A 23,210-nucleotide genomic window follows, 5' to 3' on the forward strand; every position below is an offset into this window, starting at 1 on the left:
ACCGAGAGGCAGGGGGCGAATGGCGAAAGCATCGCCGCCATCCGCGCCCATTGTGCCTGCCGTGTCTATTGGCTGGAGCGAACAGCCCCGCCATCGATCAGCAGGTTCTGCCCGGTCAGGTAGCCCGCGTGACTGCTACAAACGAAGGCGCAAAGTGCGCCGAACTCTTCGGGGGAGCCGAAGCGTTTAGCCGGAATTTCGCTTCGGCATCCGTCGAGGAATGCCTCACTGTCCTGCCCCGACTCCTGGGCGGCAGCGACCAGGTTGTCACGCAGTCGGTCGGTATCGAACGAGCCTGGTTGCAGGTTGTTGATCGTCACATTGCGACTGGCAAGGTTTTCTTGCCGGGCAAGCCCTGCGATAAACCCCGTCAGGCCGCTGCGCGCGCCATTGGACAGGCCGAGGCTCTCGATCGGCGACTTCACCGCGCTCGAGGTGATGTTGATGATGCGGCCAAATCCGCGTGACGCCATGCCGTCCACCGTTGCCTTGATCAACTCGATGGGGGTGAGCATGTTGGCATCCAGCGCCTTGAGCCAGGCGTCGCGGTTCCATTCGCGGAAATCCCCGGGGGGCGGGCCTCCGGCGTTGTTGATCAGGATATCGAAATGCCCATGGGCTGCGAGGGCAGCCGCACGCCCCTCGGGCGTTGAGATGTCGCCGGCGATGGCGATGACCGTCACTTCAGGGTTGATCGCCCTGAGCTGGCGGGCTGTTTCATTCAGCGCCGGTTCGCCCCGGGCGGTGATCACCACGTTCACGCCTTCGCTGACCAGTGCCTGTGCGCAGGCTTTACCCAGGCCTTTGCTGGCGGCGCACACCAGCGCCCAGCGTCCTGCTATTCCAAGATTCATGCGTGTGTTCCTGAAAGATAAAAGTTCAAGGAAAAGGGCCAATACTGTTTTGTATAGGCATTGAGGGCATATCCATTGCTGCGGTAACGGCCACTTATGGTTTCGCCCTTACGGCGACTCCCTTTTTCAAACGCCGGAGTGCCGGCCCAGCAAAAAGTAAGCAAAAGGCTTTGCCCCACTACTCGGTGCCTCGCTGTGGCTCGGCATGCCCTCTCTCCGGCATTGCTCCGTGGGTCGCCCAAATCCAAAGCCAAAGCGAGGCAGCCTTAAAGCCGACCTGATCTTTTCCAGGCATCCCAATCACTTGTAGGAGCCAGGCTTGCCGGCGAACCAGACGCTGCGGTGTATCTGTTGTACCGCGTTATCCTTCTTCGCCGGCAGCCTGGCTCCTACAGGGGAAGGCGGACAGCCCTGCAATCAGGTCGGCTTTAAGGCCGCTTTGGGGTCTAGTCATGCAAGATCCACCGTCGCCGACGGGTTTGGCGATCGGGCAGCGATCCCCATGAAGCGCCGAACTCGCTCTCCTTCGGCATCGCAGAGGATGGTGTCAGGTGCGGCATCGAGTTGGATATTGCCGTTCTCCATGAAGATCACCCGATCGGAGATCGACATGGCGAAGTCCATTTCGTGGGTCACGATCAGCATGGTCATGCCTTCTTTGGCCAGGTCGCGGATCACGTTCAGCACGTCGTTGACCAGTTCCGGGTCGAGGGCCGAGGTCGGTTCGTCGAACAGCATGATCTGCGGCTCCATGGCCAGGGCCCGGGCGATCGCCACGCGCTGTTGCTGCCCGCCGGACAGTTGGTGCGGGTACTTGTGGGCGTGGGCCAGCAGGCCGACCTTGTCCAGCAGCGCATACGCACGATGTTCACTCAGCTCGCCCGGCTGGCCGTGGTAACGCGGTGCCAGGGTGACGTTGTCGAGGATGGTGCGGTGTGGGAACAGGTTGAAGTTCTGGAACACCATGCCGATGTGCCGCACGCCTTTGCGCAGGCGGGCGCTGTTGGGTTTGTCCGAGGCTTCGATGAATTTGTCGCCGAACAACAGGATGTCGCCGGTATCGATGCTTTCCAGGCCGTTGACCGTGCGAATCAGCGAGGTCTTGCCGGAACCGGATGGCCCGATGATCGAGACCACCTGGCCGTAGTCGACATTCAGGTCGATACCCAGCAGCACTTTGTGCGTGCCGTAGCTCTTCTGGATGTTCTTCAGTTGCAGGATGGGCGTCGCGTTGTTGCCGGCCGCTTTGCGCGCGCTGTCGGGCAAGGCTTCGGCGCAGGCCCTGAACTTGGCCACGGCGGCGTCATCGAGGGTGTGCGGCTTGCGGAAGTTCAGGTCCAGGTAGCGCTCCAGGCGCTGCAGGAAAAAGCCGAACACGGTGACGATCAACACGTAGTAGACGCCGACCGCCGCCAGGGTTTCCATGACCAGGAAGTTGGTGGCATAGAGGCGTTGGCCGACCGTGAGGATTTCGGTCAGGGAGATCACCGAGACCAGCGATGTCAGCTTGACCACCGTGATGTATTCATTGATCAGGGTCGGCAGCGAGATACGGAAAGCCTGGGGGATCACGATCAGGCGCTGCATGCCGAACAGGCCGACACCCAGGGCGCGTCCGGCCTCCTTTTGCCCCTTGGCCACGGAGATCAGTCCGCCACGGTGGATTTCCGCCATGTACGCCGCTTCCGTGACCACCAGGGCCAGCAAACCTGAGTAGAAGGGGTTGGACAGGATCGGCCCGCTGCCGGGAAACAGCTGCGGCAAGTTGTAGACGAAGACCACCAGCACCAGCAGCGGGATGCTGCGGAAGAACCAGATATAGACCGCTGCGGGAATGCGCAGCAAAGGCGAGTGGGACAGCTTGGCCGTGGCCAGGACAAAGCCCAGCAGCATGCCGATGAACCAGGCCAGGGCACTGAGCTGGACTACCGTAACGCAGGCCTTCCAGAAGTCCGGCAGGGAGAACAGGGATAAGAAATACGACCAATCGAATTGCATGGGGCACCTCGATCTGCCGCCCCCGTGCAGGGGAGGCAGATGACCAGACTACAAGGACAGGTTCTTAGTTTGCGGTCGGTTCTTCCAGGCCATACTTGCTGAGGATGGCTGCGTACTCACCGCTCTTCTTGATTTCCTCGAAGGCCTTTTGCACGGCCTGGAAGGTTTCGTCGTTACCCTTCTTGACGAAGATGCCCAGGGTTTGCTGGTAAATCGGGTGCTCGGTGGTGATCACTACCCGGCCATTGGTCTTTTCCGCGATCATTTTTGCGGCACCGGCGATTTCAACCTGGGCCTGGATGTTTTTCGACAACAGGGCTTGGGTCACTTCCGGCGCCGAGGGGTATTCGCTGACGGTGATGGCGCCTTTGTTGTTGGGCACACAGTATTCATCGGACAGCTTCCTGAATTCCTTGACCCAGGTCGTGCCCTGTTCCAGGCCGAGCTTCAAGCCGCACAGGTCTTCAGGCTTTTTCGCATTGATCTCGCTGCCCTTGGGCACCATGACCGAGGCGCCGGTGTTGGCATAGGCGATGGTCTGGGCCTGGGTCTGGCGCTCCGGGGTGATGTACATGCCGGAAATGATTGCGTCGTACTTGCCGGAGTTCAAACCGAGGATCAGGCTCGGGAACTTGGTGTCGACGAACTCCACCTTGGCGTTCATGTGCTTGGCCAGCGCCGCTGCCACTTCGGGGTCCGAACCCACTACGTTCTTGTCCTTGTCATAGGACTCGAAAGGCGGGTAGGTGATTTCCATGCCGACCTTGAAGGTGTCTGACGCGGCCATGCTCACTGAGGCGGCGAGCATGCCGGCGGCCAATACAGCCAGGCCCAACAGGTTTTTCTTGTTGTTTTTCATTTTTTACTGACTCCGGCGTAGGTAGGGGTGTAGCTGAAAACTTCAATCAGGACGCTTGCGCCTGATTTTTCAGATGTCCGAAACTGGCGGGCTTGCGTGCCTTGCCTGGCAGTTGAACGTCCCCGTTGGCTACCCTCTGGCGCAGATACTGATAGGTCTGCAGGGCCTGGCCATACATGTGTTCGCCGATCGTGATCTCTTCGTAGTCGTTGCCTGCCTGGGCAAATCCGGGCAGCGGTTTGATCTGGGTGTGATAGTCGCAGGCATAAAACAGCGGGAAGGAGTAACGCTCCTCCTTCACGCTGCGCACCCGGTGCGCGGTGGCAACGAAGGCGCCTGCGGTCATCACTTCCAGCATGTCGCCGATGTTGACCACAAAGGCATCGGCGATCGGTGGTGCATCGATCCATTGTCCGAGGTTGTTCATCACCTCAAGGCCCGGTTTGTCGGCCAGGAGGATGGTGAAGCACTCGTAATCAGTATGGGCGCCAAGTCCCGGTGCGTCATGGGCGGCACCGTCGAAGGGGTAGTGGATCAGGCGCAGTTTTGATGGCGGGCGGGTGACCAGGCTGTCGAAGTAGTTCTCTTCCAGGCCCAGGGTCAGGGCAAAGCCTGCGAACAGGCGCCGGCCCAGGGCGAAGATCGCATCATAGTAGGCCGAAACAGCAGCCTTGAAACCTGGCAGCTGCGGCCAGTCGTTGGGCCCCAGCAATGGGGTGTTGGCCAGCACCAGCGGGTCATTGGCCGGCACTTCGAAGCCGACGTCGAAGGCCTCCTTGTGGTCCGGCTTGCCCTTGGAGTAGACCTCTTCACCTTCCGGTACAAAGCCCTTGTGGGTTTGCGAGGTGCCGATGTAGTGCTGCATCTTGGTGTCGAAGGGCTGGTCGAAATAGTCCTTGGCCGCTTTGCGCAGGTTGGCGATCAATTGCGGGTCGATACCGTGATCGGTGATATAGAGGAACCCGACTTCGCTGGCGGCACGCCCCAATTGTTCAGCCACGGCCAGGCGGTGTTCCAGTTCAAAACTGAACAGGCCGGCGATGTTGACCACCGGGATGCTGTTGAAGTTGGCTTTGTGTGTGTCAGTGCTGATGCTTTTATTTTTATTGTCAGGCATGACGCGTGGGCTCCCTAAGGATGGCTTGAGTGGTGGAAGCGCTCGAAGTGTTCGCGCTCGGTCTGGCCCATCCACACGTTCAATGACCACAGGTCGGCCACCGGGACATTGGTGAAGGGCAAATGATGCAGGTAGCCGTCGGCGCCGAATTCCGGGGTCAGGGTGCTGACCTGGTAACCGCGGGCTTGCTGCGAGCGCCAGATGCTTTCCCAGTGCTGCTGATGGAAAGCCAGTTCCTTGGCATATTCGGGCGCCGCCGGGTGCGGAACCTGTGGACCCTGGTCATAGCCGACCCGGGCCTGGATATGGTGAACCCGCTCGACGAAGGCGCTGAGGTCATCGGCCGGGTCATTCAACAGCCGCTCGCAAGTCACGACCCAATGGCTGATGTCACTGGTGAATAAAAGGTCGGGCAGTTGCCGGATCAACTCCAGGGTCACCCAGGGGTTGAACAGCGAACGCGAGCGGTGGGTTTCAAAACTGCAGACCTGGCCGTGCTTGCGCGCCAGTTCCAGTGCCTGGCCGAAGAACTCCACTTGTTGCGCCAAGGTCCAGCGATCATTGCCCGCCAGCACGTTGACAAAACGTGGGCCAAGCTCGGCGGCCCAGGCCAGTTTCCGGTCGAGGTCATGCAGATGAACGGCGGGGGACGCCGATTGGTCCGGCAGTACATCGTAGGCGGTGAAGACCGTGCTGATGTAACCCACGCGATTGGCCTGGAGAAACGCGCCAAACTCAGCTCGCTCACCGGCGTCCAGTGGCAAGCGTGCTTCCATGCCCTCGAAGCCCGCCCGCAGCAACTCATCGAGTGCCTGGGCCTTGCTGGCGGTGTAGCCCCACAGCGTGCGGAAAATTTCCAGCTTCATCGGTGATCCTCGGCTATTTCGCTCTGGAGCCGATGTTAGGCATAGGCGGCGGCGTCAAAGAATCGGAAAAATCAAATCAATACTTCAGGCTTTCATCAACAAATAGCTGGCTACTTATCCCGTTTGCCGGACGGGATTTCAGGGGCGGGCAGGCGTCTACGTTGGGGATTAGCGAGAGATGCCACTGTTACGGCATCATTTTGAAGAGTCCCAAGCTACAGTGGGCGCTGATGGCTCGGCGTTTACGACTCCTCATCGCCTAACAACGACGTGGCTCGGCTGTTCAGCAGTGAACCCGCCTGGAAGTAACCCATTACCGTGGACACGCTGCGGTGTTCGGTCATGGCCATGACTTCGCCGAGCGGAACGCCCTGGCGCCCGGCCTCGGTGACAAACCCCGAGCGCAGGCTGTGCGCCGCCCAATCGCCCTCCAGACCCGCCAACTTGGCCCGGCGCTGGACAATGCGGGCCACCTGGTCAGCCGACAAGCCTGCCGTCCCGACCTTGCCGCCTTTATACATCCGCCGAAACAACGGGCCCTCCTGCGCCGGCGCAGCCTTCAGCCAGGCCGCCAGTGCCTGCGCCGCAGGGCCGCGCAATGGCTTGTCACGGCGTACACCGCCGGTGTCGGTCTTGGTCGCGCCCAGGGCGTACAGCCAGGTGTCGGCATCCAGTTGGCGCACATCGCCCACTTGCAGGCCGACCACTTCCGAACGGCGCCGTCCGCCACCACTCCAGGCAAGCAGGAGCAGGGCGCGGTCGCGAACGCCGCGCACACCATCGGTACAGGTGGCAAGCAGGGCCTGCAACGGTTCCAGCACGATCGCAGTTTTCTTGCGCACCGCCACGCCCTGGCGCGCCTGCGCTTTGCGCGCTTCGCGCAACAGGGTCTTCAGCGCCGACGCTTCGGTTGGACTGTCCCACTCATTGATTCGGTGCCATTTGCCCAGCACGGCCAGGCGGTGAGTGACCGTGTTGTACGCCAGGGCGCCGGGTTTGCTTTTGACTCGCGCCTTGACCAGCGCCGCGTCGATTCCGGGCGGCAGCAGGTGCGTCCAGCCACCATCGGCCAGGGGGCGTGCCAAATGATCAACGACAAACTGCAGCGCCACCGCGGTCGGCAGTGGCGCGTCACCCAATGCCTGGCCGTAACGCAATTGCAGCCACGCCGACCAGTAGGTCAGGGCGCTGCGGTAGCTGCGTACGGTATTGGCCGCGGTGCCGGCAGCGAGAAAGGCCGCCGCCGCTTCCTGGGCGTTGATCGCCAGGGAATGCGGGTTTAGCGGGGTTTCGTCCACCAACGATAATTGATCTGTAATATTTAATACGTTCAACGTATGATAATTCCATTATTCAAAATATAACGTCGGATAACATTCTATTATCAGATCTAATATACCCGGAGGTGAGCCATGGCAGTAGGGGTGCCGGAAAATGACGTGTTTGCGGCGGCGGACGCGGTGCTGGCCCGCGGCGAGCGCCCGACCGTGGAACGCGTGCGCCTGGAGCTGGGGCGTGGCAGTCCGGCGCGGGTTGGCGGCCTGCTCGATCAATGGTGGGCGCGCCTGGCAGAGCGACTGAGCGGCGAGACCCGTCTGCCAGCGCTGCCCGGCGAGGTCTCGCAAGCGTTTGTCGCGGTGTGGCAGCAGGCGATTCACCTGGCGCAGGGCGTCGCCGAACAAGGGCTGGCGGAACAACGCAAGGTGCTGATCGCAGAGCGCGAGCGGGTCGCCGAGATCGAGGATCAGGCGCGTCAGGACGCAGCACAGTTTCGCCAGCAGGCGGCGGAGGCTCTGGCTGGACGCCAGGCAGCCGAGTTGCGTCTGGCAGATCTGGAGCTGCTGTTGTCCCAGCGCCAGACGCAGATCGAGGACCTGCAACAGCAGCGTGAAGGTTTGTTGCATGAGCGCCGCGAAGCCCAGCAGCACAACCAGGCACTGCAGCAGGATCTACAGTCGCTGCGACTCAAGGCCGAGGAGGATTTACAGTCGCTGCGGGTAAAGGCCGAGCAGGAGCGCGCCGCACAAGAGAGCTACGTGCGCGGGGTCGAGGATCGGGCACACCGAGAGGTCGACCGTGCGCGGGAGGAGGGCAAGGCGATGGCGATCCAACTCAAGGCCACCGGCCGGCAAGTCGAGCAGTTGCAGCGCAGAATCGAGTTGAGCCAGACCGAATTCAATCAAGTCCAGCAACGCGCCGCGGCGCAGCAGGCCCGTGCCGATACCCTGGAGCAGCAACTGATCCAGGTGCGCGAAGCACCACCCGCCAAGCGCAAGGCGCGCATACGCAAAACGCCCGCGGCGCAGGGCTCAGTCTAAACGTGAGTGTTGTGATGCCCTTTGCCTCCTTTTCGAAACGCAAAAACCGGATTGCACGGCTTGAGCTCAAACGGCCAGGGCAAACATTCGGCGCCGGCGGGCTATCAAGTGGGCGATGGTGGTGTAGCAGGGGGGGGATTGGGTCGAGAGGGGGTGACGTGCGGGTGAACTCAGAACAGGAAGTTCAGCGACTCCTGCAACAACAGTGCATCGCCGTGCACTGGGGTAAGCACCGGGTTATGAGTATAGGTCAGGCCGCTGATCAGGTAGATGCCGGACGTTAACTGCGCGGCGTAGGAGGCGGTCGCGGCCAGGGTGTAGTCAGCGGTGTTCATGCGGGAACCGGTATACACGTCACGCAGTTCCTTGCTGTAGTAGCTTTTGGTCACGCCGAACGCGAGCATGTCCGTCGGCCGGTTGACGAAGGGCCCGACGTTGAATGCGGTGAACTGGATGGCCTTGTTGATGGCGTTGACCGAGTCCGGTGAATAGTCGACCTTGCTGTCCAGGTACCAGCCCCGCGCATCGCCCCAGGGTTTGCTGACCTGCAGGGTGCCGGCAAGGTACATCCCATAGTTGTTGTCGGATTTCTCGCCGGACTTGAACTCGGTGTATTGACTGGTGTTGTACAGCGCGCCGGCGCGAAACCAGGCCGAATTCTCGCTGGCGCTGGCGGCGCGCTTGTAGCCGAACTCGTCGATGAACAGTGCCTTTGCGTTCGGCACGCTCAGGCGAAAACCGCTGGGGTTGTCTTCCACGTCCTGGGCAATGCCGCCGGGGCTGACGCTGCGAGTGACCGCGAAGCTGTTGTAATAACGCAGCTTTGGGTCGCGCACGATCACGTTCAGGGTCGGCGTCGGCTCGGTGGCTGACATGCCCACCTGGAACGGCACCACGCTGCTCGGACCGAGTGCTGCCGTGGAGGCGTTGCCACCCAGTGCGATGCCGTAGAACAGGCGTACGCCGGTGATGTAGCCGTATTCCAGCTCAAGCTGATGATTGAAGAACGACTGGTTGATCGCAAACACGGTCATGGTGGTGACACGCGGGTTGGCCGGCGTGTAGTTGGCGCCCACCCACTGCGCGGCGAGGGTGAATTGCGCGTCATTGGCAAAGCCCACGCGGGTCAGGTCGTAGGTCAGGTAGGTATTGAGGGACGCGTTGTAGCTGGGGTTCTGCCCGTTGTACACCTGAGGCTTGGCATTGTGTCCGAGCACGTCATAGGTGTAGCCATTGAAGGAGGTCGCGGTAAAGCCAAGGCCGTGCTCGGCCAGGGCTTCGCGCAGGCCGCCGAGCTCCGGGCTGATACGGCCGCAGATCGGCACGGGCTTGATGACGATTTCGGCGCGGGTCAGGTATTGGTCGTAATTCATGCATTTGGGTTTGCCGGGGGCAGCCGGACTGGCGCTGCTGGCGGCATTGGCGGCGGTACAACCGGACCAGGCCAACACCACCAGGCAGGCTTTCATCGGGTACGGCATGGATCGCATCTTAAACAATTCCCCATCCTGTTCCAGTCAAAAAGGACGACCCCCAACGGTTTTCGGCAGCGGGTTGCGGCGCGGGTATCCGCGCATTTTCGTCACCCGCGCAGGGTGCCAACGGGGTGCGACTGTACGGGATAATGCGTTTGGATGGGGCGCGATCAGCGATTCCAGTGCAACCAACAGCCGCTGCAACCTGCGGACATCGCCGAGACGATCTTCTGGCTGATGAACCAGTCGGCGCAAATCAACATCAACAGCCTGGAGGTGATGCCGGTGGCCCAGGCCTGAAACAACTTTGCGATTGAGCGGGGGGGCGGTGGGTTGAATGGCCAAACTGGCTGGACAATCGTACGCGGTCCCCTGTAGGAGCGATGCTTGCTCGCGATGCACGTCAACGATGACGCGGGCGACCTGAATGCCCGCGGTCTACATCGAAAACAGTTGCTTCAGTGGGTCACCACTCAAGCAGGAAATTGCGCTATCCAGTGCCTGGCAATTTCTTCACGCCGACAGATCCACACCGCGTCATGGCCTTGCACGTAATCGAGAAAGCGCGCCAGCGCCAGCGCACGACCAGGATGGCCACTGATCCGCCCATGCAGGCCGACACTCATCATCTTCGGATGTTGCGCGCCTTCCTGCCACAGCAGGTCGAAAGCATCCTTGAGCAGCCGGAAGAAGTCATCACCACAGGCGAAACCATTCGGCAGCAGATAGCGGGCGTCGTTATTGACCAGTGTGTAAGGGATCACCAGGTGGGCGGGCTCGCCTGGGAGCCAATAGGGCAGGTCATCGTTGTAGGCGTCGGAGCTATAGAGAAACCCGCCTTCCTCGCGCAGCAGGCGGCGGGTGTTCTGGCTGACCCTGCCTGTGTACCAACCCACGGGGCGTTTGCCGCAGATCTGCTCGATCACGTCTAGCGTGAGGCGGATATGGAGCCGCTCCTGGTCTTCAGGCATGTCGCGATAGTCCAGCCAACGGTAGCCATGCCCGGCAATCTCATGCCCGGCAGCGCACAGCGCATGGCCAATCGCCGGGGTGAGTTCCAGTGCCCGGCCTACGGCGAAGGCGGTCAGCGGCAGGCCTCGGGCGCTGAACAGCTCGAGAATGCGCCACACACCGGCGCGCGCTCCGTATTCGTACATGCCCTCGACGCTCAAGTCCGCTTCCCCCACACGCGGCGGGCGGCCCGGCAGTTCGTGAAGCCAGGCCTCCGACTGCGCATCGCCATTGAGGATGCATGACTCTGCGCCTTCCTCTATGTTCAGGACGAACTGCACCGCAACGCGCGCCTCACCGGGCCATCGCGGGTGAGGCGGGCAGCCACCATAACCGATGAGGTCGCGGGCGGGCATCAGCCCAGCTCGAAGGTGGTGACGCCGAACACGCGTTCGTGCGCGATCGCCGGAGGAGGGCCGAGGTACATGCGTGCACAGCCAAAAACCTCGACCATGCCCTGTTGGCGCACGAGCGCCATCGCGGCGGGGTTATTCTCCGGGGCATCGAGAAACAACGGGGCACCCTGCGCAAATTCCGCCAGGCGCGCATAGAGGGCATTGGCTGTCAGGGCGTCATCGGCGAACAAGGGGCCGATCTTGTAGCCTTCAAGGCAGCGCCTTGCTACGCCATAGCCGCTGAGTTTGCCATCACGCTGGCAACCCACGGCGAGGGCGTCAGCCTGGGCTATCCACCCCCTCAGAAAGTCGGCGCGCTCGGCCGGGAAACAGGTGCGGTCGTAATCGACAACCTGATCGAACGGGAAAGTGGCCAACGCAACGATGGCCTGGTCGTCTGCCTGCGAGATCGCCGGGCGTTTGGCAGCATCGGCACGAAAACGCATATTGCGATGGGAGAAGACGAAACCACCCTTGGCGTAGTAGTCCTGCATCGCGAAGACTCCGTCCATGCCGATGCTTGCGCCTGGGCGCAGGCGGGCGAGGAGTCGCTCGCGGCGTGCGTGCCAGAGGGTATTGCCCAGGCCTTGGCCGCGAAATTCAGGCCGGACGATGAAAAACCCCATGAAACCGAATTCGCCATGGTAGGAAGTGATGGCGCCGCCGCCGATCAATTCGCCGCCCAGGGACGCCGCGATGAAGGCGGCAGGGTCCGCAGCCCAGAACAGCTCGGCATCGTGAACGCCGGGATTCCAGCCTTCACGGGCAGCCCAACCGACGAGCTCGTCCAGCTCGGGACGGGTCATGTTGCGTATGACCAGCTTTTTCGACACTGCGAAGTTCTCCTCAATTGCTAATCGAGTAGGTTAAACGCTAGCAGATGTCGGGGCTTCGGGATAAAGCGGGGAGGGAACCAGCATTGAATCTATCGACATACAGGCATTTTATCGAATTTAAATAAACTCCATAATTTGGGTAGAAACATGGACGCTATTCGCAATCCCTACGCACCTGGTGCCGATACTCGTCCCCCGAGCTTGCCGGGTGTCATGTTATCCGCGAGAAGGCGATCTAACCACCTTGCCGCCTGAGGCCTAGGCGAGCTTCATGGTATTACGATGAGTTCACGTTTGCGCATCGTGCGTTCGGCAAAGAAAACATTCGCCTTGCCATCGCCAACAGGCTTGAGACTCGCTGCAGTGTCTTGCACCGTGACGAGCGTGGCGACGACTCCAGTACTGGCGGCGTTGGTTTCTTCGCCCAATCCCGTCACGTATTTCTTTTGATAGGCAATAATCCATCTCTCAATTTATTTCAGGTGAAACCACCCACACGCTGCACGGCATCTTGTACAGCAGATGCTCCACAGTGCTGCCGATTAATCGCTCCATGGCGCCGTGACCGATGCGACCCATGACAATGACATCAGTGTCATAAGCCCCGGCATAGCTGGAAAGCACCTTGACCGGATTACCCATGATCATGTGCTGGTGCTCCGGCGCAATACCGTTGCGCTCCGAAAGCTCGCGGAACGCGTCAGCCTGCGCGTCGAACAGCGTCTTGGCTTTACTCGAGAAAAAAAATGCCGAGCCATTACTGAAACCGAATTCATCTGCGCTGATGGATGAAAGGTCATGGGCGTAGACCACGTCGAGCTCAGCGTTGCAGGTAGCGGCCAGTTTTGACGCCTCGCGCAGAATCCTGTCGTTGAAACCTTCGTATTGGTCATCGCAATGAAAAGGGTCGACGGCGGCGACGATCTTGCGCGGCAATGCGTGGCGCATATGGCTGACAAAATGCAGTGGCACCGGGCATTCGCGCAGCAAATGGATATCCAGAGTGGTAAACATCAGACGTGACAGCAGCGATTCGTGTTCCAGCGCCTTGATCAATGCCGCCATCGGCTGTTCTTTGAGATGAATGAGGATTTCCTGCAGCGGCCGCTCCACCCAGACCACTTCAGTGGTGACGTGAACCCCGATCTTGCGCATCGGTCTGGCCTGGTCTTCAAGCCATTGACGATGGCGCTCGACATAGCCTAGTCGCATCTGTTCCTGCGCTTGTTCGTTGACCATTCCAGCGGTCGCCAGCCCCTCGAGATAATCGAACGCCACGATGTGCAGTGCCGCATCCGAGGCCTTGGCCAGCGCAGCGGCCCGGTCGAAGGCCGGGCTGTTTTCCATCAACGGCGAGACGACCAGCATGAAACGTGATTGATCAGACATGACAAATCTCCGGTAGGTAATCACGCAATTGCTTGCCCAAATCCTGCTGAAGACCAGAGCGACGGGGTTGATCTTTGTCAAATGGCGTGGAGAAGCACGATGCTGCCCGACGTGTGGTCGCCCACGTCTCGTCCAGTGACAGATTTGTTGACCATGATCAATCTTTCGTCGATCTCCCCGGCGCAGTCTTTGGGTTCGTACGGGAGGTTGGCTTGCGCACGGTAGAGGAGGGAACACCATGGCAACCATGAAAGCGGCTGTTTTCGTTGAACGGAACCGGATCGTGCTGGAAGACAAACCCATCCCTGAAGTCGGGCCGCAGGATGCATTGATCCGTATCACCACCACGACTATTTGCGGAACCGACGTGCACATCTTGCGCGGAGAATACCCGGTGGCCAAGGGCCTGACTGTAGGCCATGAGCCGGTGGGCATCATTGAGCGCCTGGGTTCCCAAGTGCGCGGCTTTGTCGAAGGCCAGCGGGTGATTGCCGGTGCCATCACGCCCAGCGGGCAAAGTTATGCCTGTCTGTGTGGTTGCGCGTCACAGGATGGACCAGACACGCGCCATGGTTTTCGCGCTATCGGGGGCTGGAAGTTCGGCAACATCATCGACGGCTGCCAGGCCGAGTACGTGCTGGTACCGGACGCCCTTGCCAATTTGTGCCCGATTCCCGACGGGCTCAGTGACGAGCAGGTGTTGATGTGCCCGGACATCATGTCCACCGGGTTTTCCGGGGCAGAACGGGGCGAAGTGACCATCGGCGATACGGTTGCCGTGTTTGCCCTTGGGCCAATAGGCCTTTGTGCGGTCGCAGGTGCACGCCTTAAAGGCGCGACGACAATCATTGGCGTCGATGCCGTGGTTGAGCGGATGAACGTTGCGCGACGGTTGGGCGCGACCCATATCGTCAACTTCAAGGACGGTAACGTGGTCGAGCAGATCATGGCCCTGACCGATGGTCGGGGAGTCGACGTGTCCATCGAGGCACTGGGGACCCAAGGGACTTTCGAGTCCGCGCTGCGCGTGCTGCGTCCGGGCGGTCGACTGTCCAGCCTTGGCGTTTACTCCAGTGATCTGCGCATTCCACTCGATGCCTTTGCTGCAGGGTTGGGAGATTACAGCATCGTCACCACCTTGTGCCCCGGCGGCAAGGAACGCATGCGCCGCCTGATGGCGGTGGTGCAGAGTGGTGGCGTGGACCTGTCACCACTGGTGACTCACCGTTTCAAACTTGATGATATCGAGGCGGCTTATGAGTTGTTTGCCCACCAACGGGACGGTGTGATGAAGGTCGCGATTACGCCGTGAGGGTGTCCGGCTTTATTCTCGAAGTGGAACGGAGGTGTCTATGATCATTGATATCATGGAGAAACCGGCAAGCCATTGCTGGGTCGTGTGCATGGATGCCCTGGAAGTGAACTTCAATAGCCTGGGCGAAGCGCGGGCTTTCGTTGGCCAACTCAAGACGCGTATCGAAGCACCGCATGCCTGGCCGATTTCCCCTTCCCCGGCAGCCGTTACCAGACCGATGCCTGACCGTCGAACGGCCTGTCCCAAGGGCGAACAGTCTCGAGCCGATTTTGTCGAGTAACCCTTTGGGTCAGCAAGGGACTCATGCGGATGACAACCCAATGAACCAAACCATTGGGCTGACAGGCCAAACAGCCGATCAAGATCGGTTGTTGCTGACACTCGCGATGTGGGCGGGTTTGGGGTTGAACTGACGGACATCGCGCGTGTAACTGACAAATATCAAGTGGTCGGAACAGGTATTAATCAATCTGTGGTTCCTACTACTGGATTGAAATGGCCGTGTGCCGAGGTGCCCCATGTCGCAAACTCAACGTTTACTCCTGGTCGCGCCCCCTGCCATGACCCGTACTCCGGCATTCGACCGGGCTGCGGCGCTGGCGCTGGCGATGCACTTGCCCTTGCATATCGTGGCGTTCGACTACTCACAGGCCTTGGCGGTAGTTGGGTTGATCGCACCTGAACAATTCAGTCTGGCCCGGGACGGCTATCTGAAAACTCATCAGCTATGGCTCGCCGATCAGGCCGGATTGATGAGCAAGCATGGCGTGCAGGTTACCAGCGAGGTGGTGTGGGTAGAGGATCCTTATGAAGAGATCCTGCACTTTATCAACGAGATGCCGCTGACCCTGATCATTAAGGACGCCCAGGAAGAATCGGCGCTCAAGCGCGTGTTTTTCACGCCGCTGGACTGGCAGCTGCTGCGTGAGTGTTCGGTGCCGGTGCATCTGGTGACCACGCCTTTATATCCCCGGCCCCGTAACGTACTGGCCATTATTGATGTGTTGCGCGATGAGGAACTGGGCCGGATGTTCAACGACCAGATTATCGACGCAGCAGCGAAATTGGCCGCTGTCTGTGATGCCAGTCTTGAACTGCTGCATGTGTATGACTGGACGGCTGTATACGTTCAGGACATGGGCTTTGGCGCATTGCCGTTGGCCACCGGAATATATGAAATGTTGGGAACGGCTCAGCATGACGCGTTTGCGGCCATCGCTGAACGCCACGGCGTGCCACCGGAACGTCGTCACTTCAGGGAAGGCATACCCGTGCCGAGTATTTGTGAATTCGCCGCCGAGCACGGCACTGACGTCATTGTCATGGGCACGGTGCAGCACAAGGGTTTAAGCAAACGTCTAGGCACCACGGCCGAGCAACTCTTGCATCGGGCGCCGTGCAGTGTATTGGCGATAAAACCGGGGCGAATGCTGCAATCCTGAGGTCAGGTAGCGCGTCAGGGAATGTGCACGAGCTTGCCGTTGAACTGGCCGGTGCCTAACCGTTCCAGCGCCTAGCTGAGGTGGCGATGGCAGCCCACGATCAGTTGCTTGAGCCCATCGAGGCTGCGAATGTTGACGTCGCGTCCGTTGATTTCCACCAGTCCTTGGTCACGCAGGTGCGCAATGCCGCGACAGACGGTTTCCAGGCGCAGGCCCAGGAAGGAGCCAATTTCCTCCCGCCGCATTTTCAGCACAAAGCTGTTGGCCGAATAGCCGCGAGAGTTCAAGCGTTGCGACATATTCAGCAGGAAAGCGGCCAGGCGTTCATCCGAATTCATGTTGCCCAGCATCATCAGCATGTCGTGATCGCGAACGATTTCCCGGCTGAGGATTTTGTTGAGGTTGTGCTGCAGTGAAGGCAGCTCTCGGGCAAGTTTTTCCAGGTGGGAAAAATGGATGGGGCAGACTTCGCTGTCCTCCAGGGCAACCGCGTTGCACGTATGCAGATCGGTGCTGATGGCATCCAGGCCGAGCATTTCGCCGGGAATCTGGAACCCTGTGACTTGCTCGCGACCATCAACTGAAACCACGCTGGTCTTGAAAGAACCGATTCGCACGGCGTAAAGGGAGCGAAACTGATCGCTTGCACGGTAGAGTGCTGCGCCTTTCCTGACCTTGAGTCGCTGGATGATCAACGTGTCCAGGCGCTCGATTTCCCCACCGGTCAGTCCTAGTGGCAGACACAACTCCAACACGCTGCAACTGGAACATGCAGTTTTGAGGTGATGGTCGCGATAGGATCGAGTTTCAATCATGCGAAATCCCTCCATATCAGCTAATAGAGCATAGTTTCTCGATCGCCGTCGCAGCAGGAAAACGGGACACCAACGATCGGGATTCGACGAGTGGATCCATATCCTGCGTTCCAAGTAAATATCAGAACGGTATTGAATGGCTCAGTAACAGCTGCTCTGAAACTTGAGGTAAATCAAGTCCCATCTCTGCCAGGCTCACAAAATCAATTCATATTGATCGGTGGATCAGATGCGCGGCTTCAATGAGGAGGGCGCGACCACGACGCCATTCGATATGGCGGTGATCAACAACCTGGATCGCTATCGGCTGGCGCTGGACGTCATCGAATGGATGCCCCGGTTGCACGATCAGTTGCAAGCCGCGCGCTCGCGCTACTGGTCGACCATGGAAAAACACAAGCTCTACCTCATCGAGCATGGACAGGAAATGCCCGAAGTACTGAACTGGCAATGGGCGCCGGGAGCGGGCCACTAAATCCAGTGAGGGCGGCTTTACGGTGCCACCGATTTAGTTGATAAAAATCAACGCTCCTACCGGACAACGCCAGATACTTGAACAACAACTTTTGCAGTTGCGATAGCGCCGACGAGGCGTACGTAAAAGCGCAGCTGGCCGCGGCCGCACAGGCGCAAGGCACAGCCGATGGAGCAAAAGAACGCGCCAGGCGGATGCTGGAGAGGGCGAGTCGCAAATAACCGTCGATTGCCTCGAGACCCTCGGCAGGGAATCAGGCGTGCAATCAGGTAGTTAACGTTTCTGTGAGAGGTAAGTGATGCTCAAACTCAAACGAATCCTAATGATAGCGCCTAGCGAAATGACCCTTAGCCCGGCATTTCAGCGTGCATATGCCCTGGCCGGTGCAACCGGCTCGTTATTGCATATTGTCGCGTTCGATTATGTCCCGGCACTGGCGGTGGCGGGTCTTCTTGATCACGATGCGATGGCCCAGGCCAGGGAGGGATACCTGCAGGTGCACCGGCATTGGCTAGAGCAGCAAGCCCGGTTTCAACGATGCATCGGAATGCAGGTGACCACTGAAGTGGTCTGGGCCAAGTCGAGTTTGACGCACCTGCTTGAATACGTGAATGACTTCCTCCCGGATCTGGTGATCAAGGACACCCATTACGTGCCGGCACTCGACCGTGCCTTTCACCGACCTCTGGACTGGCGCCTGCTGCGCGAGTGTCCGGCGCACTTGCACCTGGTGACCAGTGCCGCAAATCCAAAACCATTGAAAATTCTCGCGGCGATCGATCTGTCCCATCTGGAGGAGCTGACTCAGGGCTTGAATGACCGAATACTCGATCTGGCCTCTACGCTGGCAGCCAGCTGCGGGGCTGCACTGCACGTGCTTAATGTCAGTCGTTGGTCAGTGATGAGCGATGCACCGATGAGTGTGCCGACAGGCAGTCTGGATGACAGTTTGAGGGATGCGATTCAGGATGCCCAGCAAGAGGCCCTTGATGTGCTTGCCGAGCGCTATTGCATCAAACATAAGTGTCGACATTCGTTGACGGGTAACCCCCAGAAAGTCATCGGACTTTTCGCTCAACAGAATGCCTTTGACATCGTAGTGTTGGGTACGGTTTATCCCCATGGAAATGACTGGTTTATCGGTAGTACTGCTGAAAGTGTTCTAAACCGGGCACCGTGCAGTTTGATGATTGTCAAACCATTCCCCCCGCCCGACTGAAAGAGGCACTGACAAGCTTGCAGTTGATAAAAATCAACTGGCCTTGAAGCAAAAGGAGCGATCAATAGCGCTCCCCTGAATGTTCAAGGAATCGGCCATGCGAATCACATTTCTAGGTGCCGCGGGTACCGTCACGGGCAGCAAGTACCTGCTGGAGCATCGTAACCAGCATGTGCTGGTCGATTGCGGGTTGTTCCAGGGCTACAAGCAACTGCGATTACACAACCGGGACCCGTTCCAGCTCCCGGTCAGCGAACTGGATGCGATTGTGCTGACCCATGCCCATCTCGATCACAGCGGTTATCTGCCCGTACTGGTGCGCAATGGTTATCGTGGCCCGGTTTATGCTACGCCCGCGACCTGTGAGCTGGTGAGAATTCTGCTGCTCGACAGTGGTCGCTTGCAGGAAGAAGAGGCTGAGTTCGCCAATCGCCATGGCTTTTCAAAACACAGCCCGGCACTGCCGCTTTACACTGAGCAAGATGCCGAGCATGCGCTAAAACTGTTGCGGCCAGTGGAGCTGCACCACAAGGTTCAAATTGTCCCGGACATGACCATCGAGCTTCGATGCGCCGGGCATATCCTGGGGGCGGCAACGGTGCAAGTGAGCGCCAATGGCATGGACTTGGTGTTTTCCGGGGATTTGGGGCGACCTGACGATCCTTTGATGTTCGCTCCGGAAACCGTCGAGCAGGCGGATTACCTGCTGGTGGAGTCGACTTACGGCGACCGTAAACATCCAGTCGAATCGCCGCAGGAGCAATTGGCTGAGGTCATCACCCGTACTGCGCTGCGCCAAGGAATTACCCTGGTGCCGTCGTTCGCTGTAGGACGTGCCCAGCTGTTGATGTATCACCTGTATCAGTTGAAACGCAAAAGGGCGATTCCCGATATTCCTGTCTACCTGAACAGCCCGATGGCCACCGATGTCACGAGCCTGTACCAGCGTTTTCGCAGCGAGCACAGATTGTCCCAAGAGGACTGCGAAGGTATGTGCCACGTGGCGCAATTCGTACGGACTGTCCAGGATTCCAGAGAACTCGATCAGCAACGCACCCCGGCGGTAATTATCGCCGCCAGCGGCATGGCGACCGGAGGGCGGGTGGTCCATCACCTCAAGGCGCTGGCTCCCAATCCGTCTAACACGTTGCTGATGCCGGGTTTTCAGGCCGGTGGCACCCGTGGGGCGCAGATTGTCGCGGGGGCTCCTTCAGTTCGTATCCACGGTAAAGACGTGCCAGTGCGCGCCGAAGTGGTACCGATGCAAACCCTGTCTGCGCATGCCGATGCTGATGAAATCATGCAGTGGCTGCGTGGGTTCAAGCGACCTCCAAAACACACCTTTGTGGTGCATGGGGAACCCAACGCATCGGATGTGCTGCGCCGTCGCATCAGCCTGGAGTTGGGATGGACGGTTTCGGTGCCAGAGTATCGCGATAGCGTCGAACTTGCCCCTGTTGATCTCCCTGAAAACTAACCGCATTGAAAAAATGCCCCCGGCCGGTTTACCGGCAGGGGGCAGGTACGCCAACGGTCAATCGGCCTTGATCGGCACGACTTTGTCCGCCTTCATGGTTTCGGGCTTTTTCGGCAACGAAATGCTCAGCACGCCTTTGCTGAAGCTCGCTTCTATCTTCTCGACATCGACGCCTTTGGGCAGGTTGAACACCCGTTCAAAGGAACCATAGTGCCGCTCGCTAAGGTAATAGCCCTTTCTTTTTTCTTCCTTGTCCTCTTTCTTTTCCCCCTTGATGATCAGATTGCCGTTGGACAGTTTGAGCTCGATGTTCTTTTGATCCATGCCGGGGAGTTCGGCGGTGATTTCGAAGCTCTTGTCTTTCTCGGTGATGTCCACGGCAGGCAGGCCATGGCCGATGAGTTCGCGCTTCCAGAATGGTTCGACATCAAATAGCCCACGGCTGAAGGGCGATAGACCTGAACCACGGTTGAATTCTTCGAACAGGTGATCGACCTGTTGCCGCAATTTTTCCAGAGGTCGCCAAAGGTCTGACGACACTGGATGCTGGCTTGATTTGTCTTCGGTCTGGATCGGCATTTTTTTCACGGAATTGCTCATTTTTCACCACTCCTCTTGGGTAAAGGGCAGGCTGCAAACGTCCCGTACACGAGTCCACCCTGAAAAAAACAGCCAGGCGCTGACCTTTTCAAAGCCAGCGTCACTTATCCAATGCGATGGTGCGAACGCTGACTCTAATTTCTACGGGAATACCCAACGGTCGGTTGATTTAAATCAGAAAGAGGACAAACACCCTTATGGCCCAGCCGTCACCTCGGTGCTGGTCAAAAACGGACACGATAGACGATCGAGTCCTAAGCTTTGACTCAATGGGCGACGGGTGTTTTCGCGAGGAAAAACGTGACACGCCCTTTGAGGAACTCACCTCCGTGCTCAGTAAATGGCTGGACCCCATGCTGCTTCTGCTCAACGCCTTGACACTGCTGGCGGGGGGCGTTGCGCACCTTTCACAAAGACCGGAATGGGCGTCGTTATGCTGGGCCGCAGGAAGTATGGTCATGGCCTTGGTACTGCTGGTCGAGATCGTCAGGCGTCTGGCCCGGCGCGAGTCTGGTGTAGACATGATCGCGTTGCTGTCGATCACCGCCGCCCTGGCCTTTACGCAGACATTGGTGGCAGCGGTGATTGCCTTGATGCTCGCAAGCGGACGTACCCTGGAGTTTTATACCAGCCAACGCGCCGAGCGTGAGCTTCGTGCCCTTATCGATCGGGCGCCACGTTTTGCCTGGTTGCAGGAAGAGGGTGGGTTGCGCGAGATCCCCGTAGAACAGATCCAGCCAAATCAAACATTGCTGGTGCGCCTGGGGGAGGTGGTACCGGTCGACGGGCGGCTACTGAGTCCCACCGCCGAACTGGATGAATCGGCACTCAGCGGCGAATCGTTACCCGTCACTCGTCGAGAAGGAGAGCAACTGCTCAGCGGCGTTTCCAATGTGGGTGCAGTCCTTCTGCTGACCGCCACGCGAACGGCTGCACAAAGCACCTATGCCGGGATCGTTCGGCTGGCCGAGGAGGCACGACGTTCGCGCGCGCCTTTCGTGCGCTTGGCCGACCGATATGCGTTGTTCTTCATCCCGTTGACCTTGCTGATTGCCGCAGCGGCCTGGCAACTGAGTGGCGATCCTTTGCGAGCCCTGGCGGTTCTAGTGGTTGCCACGCCGTGCCCGTTGATTCTGGCGGTACCGATTTCCATCATGTCAGGTATTTCGAAGGCGGCGCGGCGCGGGATCCTGATCAAGGATGGCGCGACCCTGGAGGCGTTGGCCGGCGTCAAGCAGGTGTTTCTTGACAAGACCGGAACGCTTACCAGCGGCCATGCCCGTCTACAGTCGATTGAGGTCAATGGACTGGCCGACCCCCAACGGTTGCTCTGCCTGGCTGCTTCGCTGGCCCAGGCCTCGACACACCCCATCTCCAGGGCCATTGTCGAGGCGGCGCATCAACGCCAACTGCTCCTCAGCGTTCCCCAGCAGGTAGAAGAGGCTCCGGGCTCAGGCCTGCGTGGGGTGGTCGGTGGCAGGCAGGTTCGTTTCGGTACATTGTCTTTTGCACATGCAGACGCACCTGTGTCGGACTGGGCCGCCACCATGTTGCGCCACATGGATTACCTGGCTTGCAGTGGCAGCTTTATTGAGGTGGATGGAACACTTGCCGGCCTGCTGGTGTTCTCCGACAACGTGCGCCGAGAAACACCACAAACGCTGCGCCGACTGCGCAACAGGGGCATCGAAAGGATCGTCATGCTCACCGGGGATCGTCTGGAAACCGCCGAGATGGTTGCATTGTCTGCCGGGATTGACGAGCTGCGTGCAGGATTGATCCCCGAGGATAAGGTTCGAGCGGTGCAGGAAGGCTGCTTGCGCGCGAGCACCTTGATGGTCGGCGATGGCATCAATGACGCTCCCGCGTTAGCGGCGGCCAACGTCGGCGTGGCAATGGGAGCCAGCGGTGCCACTGCGTCAGCGCAAGCAGCGGGCGTTGTGCTGCTGGTGGATCGTCTTGATCGTCTGGTGGAGGCGCTGGACATTGCCCGAGGAACCCGCCACATCGCGCGTCAGGGTGTGCTGGTCGGCATGGGTATGTCGTTGCTGGCCATGGCGGTGGCGGCCTTCGGTTACCTACCACCCCTCATCGGCGCCATCGTGCAAGAGGGTATCGATGTGGTGATCATCATTAACGCCTTGCGTGCATTGGGGCCGCTGCGGGAGGTGAGCCAACAAAGGCTTGCTGCGCAACAGATTGATCACCTGCAGGACGAGCACAAGCAACTCTCTTCAGTGCTCAGCGATCTGCATCAACTGGCCAATGATTTTTCCCGGCGTCCACTGGCGCAAGCACAGACTGATTTGCAGGAGCTGGTCATCAAGCTGCAATCATCGCTGGCGCGCCATGAACGTGAAGATGAAAACACACTCTATCCGCAGTTGACGCAAAGCCTGCCAGGCGAGGACCCCATGTCCGCCATGAGCCACGCTCACCGAGAGATTTTTCGCCTGATCCATCTACTGGCGCGCATGAGCAGTGACTTCAGTGCCGCCCCTGAAACGGCTTCGGCGGATGAGATTCAGCATCAGCTGATTCGGCTCGACACCCTCGTGCGACTGCACTTTGATCAGGAAGAGGAGCTGTTCCGGTATCTGGATCGGCGTTAAACGCTTGTGTCAGGCACAGCGCAAACGCAGTTGAGTCTGTCAACCTCCGTATTACCGACAACAGCATGTGGGGAAGTTTACTGTGATAGCCGCTGATTGTTCCACTGGGCGCAAGACTGCTCCTTGGTGCAGTTTGT

General features: G+C 59.3%; 21 protein-coding genes and 1 pseudogene. 10 read left to right on the top strand and 12 right to left on the bottom strand.

The features are described 5' to 3' along the window. Window positions 1-65: 65 nt before the first annotated feature. From OH720_RS15740 to OH720_RS15765, 6 genes are all read right to left on the bottom strand, one after another. The gene (locus OH720_RS15740) at window positions 66-854 is read right to left on the bottom strand and encodes an SDR family oxidoreductase (protein WP_272601893.1); all 789 of its coding nucleotides are present in this window, start codon (window positions 852-854) and stop codon (window positions 66-68) included. A gap of 450 nt (window positions 855-1,304) precedes the next feature. Then, window positions 1,305-2,852: an amino acid ABC transporter permease/ATP-binding protein gene (locus OH720_RS15745; RefSeq protein ID WP_272601894.1), complete on the bottom strand. Its 1,548-nt coding sequence runs from the start codon at window positions 2,850-2,852 to the stop codon at window positions 1,305-1,307. Window positions 2,853-2,916: 64 nt separating this feature from the next. Next, window positions 2,917-3,711 carry an ABC transporter substrate-binding protein gene (locus OH720_RS15750; protein WP_272601895.1) on the bottom strand — a complete coding sequence of 265 codons (795 nt, stop codon included), beginning with the start codon at window positions 3,709-3,711 and terminating at the stop codon, window positions 2,917-2,919. Between the two features lie 46 nt (window positions 3,712-3,757). Next, the gene (locus OH720_RS15755) at window positions 3,758-4,828 is read right to left on the bottom strand and encodes an isopenicillin N synthase family dioxygenase (protein WP_272601896.1); all 1,071 of its coding nucleotides are present in this window, start codon (window positions 4,826-4,828) and stop codon (window positions 3,758-3,760) included. 14 nt (window positions 4,829-4,842) lie between these two features. Further along, the gene (locus OH720_RS15760; protein ID WP_272601897.1) at window positions 4,843-5,694 is read right to left on the bottom strand and encodes a sugar phosphate isomerase/epimerase family protein; all 852 of its coding nucleotides are present in this window, start codon (window positions 5,692-5,694) and stop codon (window positions 4,843-4,845) included. A gap of 242 nt (window positions 5,695-5,936) precedes the next feature. Further along, window positions 5,937-7,028 (bottom strand): site-specific integrase, encoded by a 1,092-nt coding sequence (locus OH720_RS15765; protein WP_272601898.1) that lies wholly within the window; start codon window positions 7,026-7,028, stop codon window positions 5,937-5,939. Window positions 7,029-7,106: 78 nt separating this feature from the next. Here OH720_RS15765 and OH720_RS15770 point away from each other — a divergent pair, with 78 nt between their 5' ends. Further along, window positions 7,107-8,012, top strand: a complete 906-nt coding sequence (locus tag OH720_RS15770; RefSeq protein ID WP_272601899.1) for a DNA-binding protein — start codon at window positions 7,107-7,109, stop codon at window positions 8,010-8,012. A gap of 170 nt (window positions 8,013-8,182) precedes the next feature. On the opposite strand, the gene OH720_RS15775 is transcribed toward OH720_RS15770, so the two are convergent. After that, window positions 8,183-9,502: a carbohydrate porin gene (locus tag OH720_RS15775; RefSeq protein ID WP_272606457.1), complete on the bottom strand. Its 1,320-nt coding sequence runs from the start codon at window positions 9,500-9,502 to the stop codon at window positions 8,183-8,185. A gap of 144 nt (window positions 9,503-9,646) precedes the next feature. Here OH720_RS15775 and OH720_RS15780 point away from each other — a divergent pair, with 144 nt between their 5' ends. Continuing rightward, window positions 9,647-9,787: a hypothetical protein gene (locus tag OH720_RS15780; protein ID WP_442967195.1), complete on the top strand. Its 141-nt coding sequence runs from the start codon at window positions 9,647-9,649 to the stop codon at window positions 9,785-9,787. A 173-nt stretch (window positions 9,788-9,960) separates the two neighbouring features. On the opposite strand, the gene OH720_RS15785 is transcribed toward OH720_RS15780, so the two are convergent. From OH720_RS15785 to OH720_RS15795, 3 genes are all read right to left on the bottom strand, one after another. Then, entirely contained in the window at window positions 9,961-10,854 is an 894-nt protein-coding gene (locus OH720_RS15785; RefSeq protein ID WP_272601900.1) for a polysaccharide deacetylase family protein, read from the bottom strand. Continuing rightward, window positions 10,854-11,726, bottom strand: a complete 873-nt coding sequence (locus OH720_RS15790; RefSeq protein WP_272601901.1) for a GNAT family N-acetyltransferase — start codon at window positions 11,724-11,726, stop codon at window positions 10,854-10,856. Before OH720_RS15790 ends, OH720_RS15785 begins: the two co-directional genes overlap by 1 nt. A gap of 471 nt (window positions 11,727-12,197) precedes the next feature. Next, on the bottom strand, window positions 12,198-13,118 hold the full coding sequence (locus tag OH720_RS15795; protein ID WP_272606458.1) for a universal stress protein: 921 nt from the start codon (window positions 13,116-13,118) through the stop codon (window positions 12,198-12,200). A 238-nt stretch (window positions 13,119-13,356) separates the two neighbouring features. Here OH720_RS15795 and OH720_RS15800 point away from each other — a divergent pair, with 238 nt between their 5' ends. The 3 genes from OH720_RS15800 (at window position 13,357) to OH720_RS15810 (ending at window position 15,875) form a co-directional block, all read left to right on the top strand. Continuing rightward, window positions 13,357-14,430, top strand: coding sequence for an NAD(P)-dependent alcohol dehydrogenase (locus OH720_RS15800; protein WP_272601902.1), 1,074 nt, complete (start codon window positions 13,357-13,359; stop codon window positions 14,428-14,430). 40 nt (window positions 14,431-14,470) lie between these two features. Then, window positions 14,471-14,713, top strand: coding sequence for a hypothetical protein (locus tag OH720_RS15805; protein WP_272601903.1), 243 nt, complete (start codon window positions 14,471-14,473; stop codon window positions 14,711-14,713). Window positions 14,714-14,951: 238 nt separating this feature from the next. Further along, window positions 14,952-15,875, top strand: a complete 924-nt coding sequence (locus tag OH720_RS15810) for a universal stress protein (protein ID WP_272601904.1) — start codon at window positions 14,952-14,954, stop codon at window positions 15,873-15,875. Between the two features lie 71 nt (window positions 15,876-15,946). Here the strand turns inward: OH720_RS15810 and OH720_RS15815 are convergent, their stop codons facing one another. Continuing rightward, entirely contained in the window at window positions 15,947-16,690 is a 744-nt protein-coding gene (locus tag OH720_RS15815) for a helix-turn-helix domain-containing protein (RefSeq protein ID WP_272601905.1), read from the bottom strand. Window positions 16,691-16,919: 229 nt separating this feature from the next. On the opposite strand from OH720_RS15815, the pseudogene OH720_RS15820 reads away from it, so the two are divergent. From OH720_RS15820 to OH720_RS15835, 4 genes and pseudogenes are all read left to right on the top strand, one after another. Beyond that, window positions 16,920-17,165 (top strand): annotated as a pseudogene (locus OH720_RS15820) (phosphoketolase); the annotation flags it as partial. A gap of 77 nt (window positions 17,166-17,242) precedes the next feature. After that, window positions 17,243-17,386: an alanine-zipper protein gene (locus tag OH720_RS15825; RefSeq protein ID WP_272601906.1), complete on the top strand. Its 144-nt coding sequence runs from the start codon at window positions 17,243-17,245 to the stop codon at window positions 17,384-17,386. Window positions 17,387-17,463: 77 nt separating this feature from the next. Further along, entirely contained in the window at window positions 17,464-18,384 is a 921-nt protein-coding gene (locus OH720_RS15830; RefSeq protein WP_272601907.1) for a universal stress protein, read from the top strand. Window positions 18,385-18,481: 97 nt separating this feature from the next. Continuing rightward, entirely contained in the window at window positions 18,482-19,861 is a 1,380-nt protein-coding gene (locus tag OH720_RS15835; protein WP_272601908.1) for an MBL fold metallo-hydrolase RNA specificity domain-containing protein, read from the top strand. A gap of 57 nt (window positions 19,862-19,918) precedes the next feature. On the opposite strand, the gene OH720_RS15840 is transcribed toward OH720_RS15835, so the two are convergent. Then, a complete protein-coding gene (locus tag OH720_RS15840; RefSeq protein ID WP_272601909.1) occupies window positions 19,919-20,461 on the bottom strand; it encodes an Hsp20/alpha crystallin family protein in 543 nt (180 codons plus the stop codon). A 329-nt stretch (window positions 20,462-20,790) separates the two neighbouring features. Between OH720_RS15840 and OH720_RS15845 the strand changes: the two genes are divergently transcribed. Further along, complete coding sequence (locus tag OH720_RS15845; RefSeq protein ID WP_272606459.1) at window positions 20,791-23,073, top strand: heavy metal translocating P-type ATPase; 2,283 nt, start codon at window positions 20,791-20,793, stop codon at window positions 23,071-23,073. Window positions 23,074-23,210: the final 137 nt, after the last annotated feature.

Origin of the sequence: Pseudomonas sp. WJP1 (genome assembly GCF_028471945.1) — a bacterium.
In the GTDB taxonomy this organism is placed as follows: domain Bacteria; phylum Pseudomonadota; class Gammaproteobacteria; order Pseudomonadales; family Pseudomonadaceae; genus Aquipseudomonas.

Excerpts from the sequence above, each read along its gene's own strand:
- OH720_RS15740 (WP_272601893.1), bottom strand. The coding sequence starts at position 854 with ATGAATCTTGGAATAGCAGGACGCTGGGCGCTGGTGTGCGCCGCCAGC.
- OH720_RS15745 (WP_272601894.1), bottom strand. The coding sequence starts at position 2,852 with ATGCAATTCGATTGGTCGTATTTCTTATCCCTGTTCTCCCTGCCGGAC.
- OH720_RS15750 (WP_272601895.1), bottom strand. The coding sequence starts at position 3,711 with ATGAAAAACAACAAGAAAAACCTGTTGGGCCTGGCTGTATTGGCCGCC.
- OH720_RS15755 (WP_272601896.1), bottom strand. The coding sequence starts at position 4,828 with ATGCCTGACAATAAAAATAAAAGCATCAGCACTGACACACACAAAGCC.
- OH720_RS15760 (WP_272601897.1), bottom strand. The coding sequence starts at position 5,694 with ATGAAGCTGGAAATTTTCCGCACGCTGTGGGGCTACACCGCCAGCAAG.
- OH720_RS15770 (WP_272601899.1), top strand. The coding sequence starts at position 7,107 with ATGGCAGTAGGGGTGCCGGAAAATGACGTGTTTGCGGCGGCGGACGCG.
- OH720_RS15775 (WP_272606457.1), bottom strand. The coding sequence starts at position 9,502 with ATGCGATCCATGCCGTACCCGATGAAAGCCTGCCTGGTGGTGTTGGCC.
- OH720_RS15780 (WP_442967195.1), top strand. The coding sequence starts at position 9,647 with ATGGGGCGCGATCAGCGATTCCAGTGCAACCAACAGCCGCTGCAACCT.
- OH720_RS15785 (WP_272601900.1), bottom strand. The coding sequence starts at position 10,854 with ATGCCCGCCCGCGACCTCATCGGTTATGGTGGCTGCCCGCCTCACCCG.
- OH720_RS15795 (WP_272606458.1), bottom strand. The coding sequence starts at position 13,118 with ATGTCTGATCAATCACGTTTCATGCTGGTCGTCTCGCCGTTGATGGAA.
- OH720_RS15800 (WP_272601902.1), top strand. The coding sequence starts at position 13,357 with ATGGCAACCATGAAAGCGGCTGTTTTCGTTGAACGGAACCGGATCGTG.
- OH720_RS15805 (WP_272601903.1), top strand. The coding sequence starts at position 14,471 with ATGATCATTGATATCATGGAGAAACCGGCAAGCCATTGCTGGGTCGTG.
- OH720_RS15810 (WP_272601904.1), top strand. The coding sequence starts at position 14,952 with ATGTCGCAAACTCAACGTTTACTCCTGGTCGCGCCCCCTGCCATGACC.
- OH720_RS15815 (WP_272601905.1), bottom strand. The coding sequence starts at position 16,690 with ATGATTGAAACTCGATCCTATCGCGACCATCACCTCAAAACTGCATGT.
- OH720_RS15830 (WP_272601907.1), top strand. The coding sequence starts at position 17,464 with ATGCTCAAACTCAAACGAATCCTAATGATAGCGCCTAGCGAAATGACC.
- OH720_RS15835 (WP_272601908.1), top strand. The coding sequence starts at position 18,482 with ATGCGAATCACATTTCTAGGTGCCGCGGGTACCGTCACGGGCAGCAAG.
- OH720_RS15840 (WP_272601909.1), bottom strand. The coding sequence starts at position 20,461 with ATGAGCAATTCCGTGAAAAAAATGCCGATCCAGACCGAAGACAAATCA.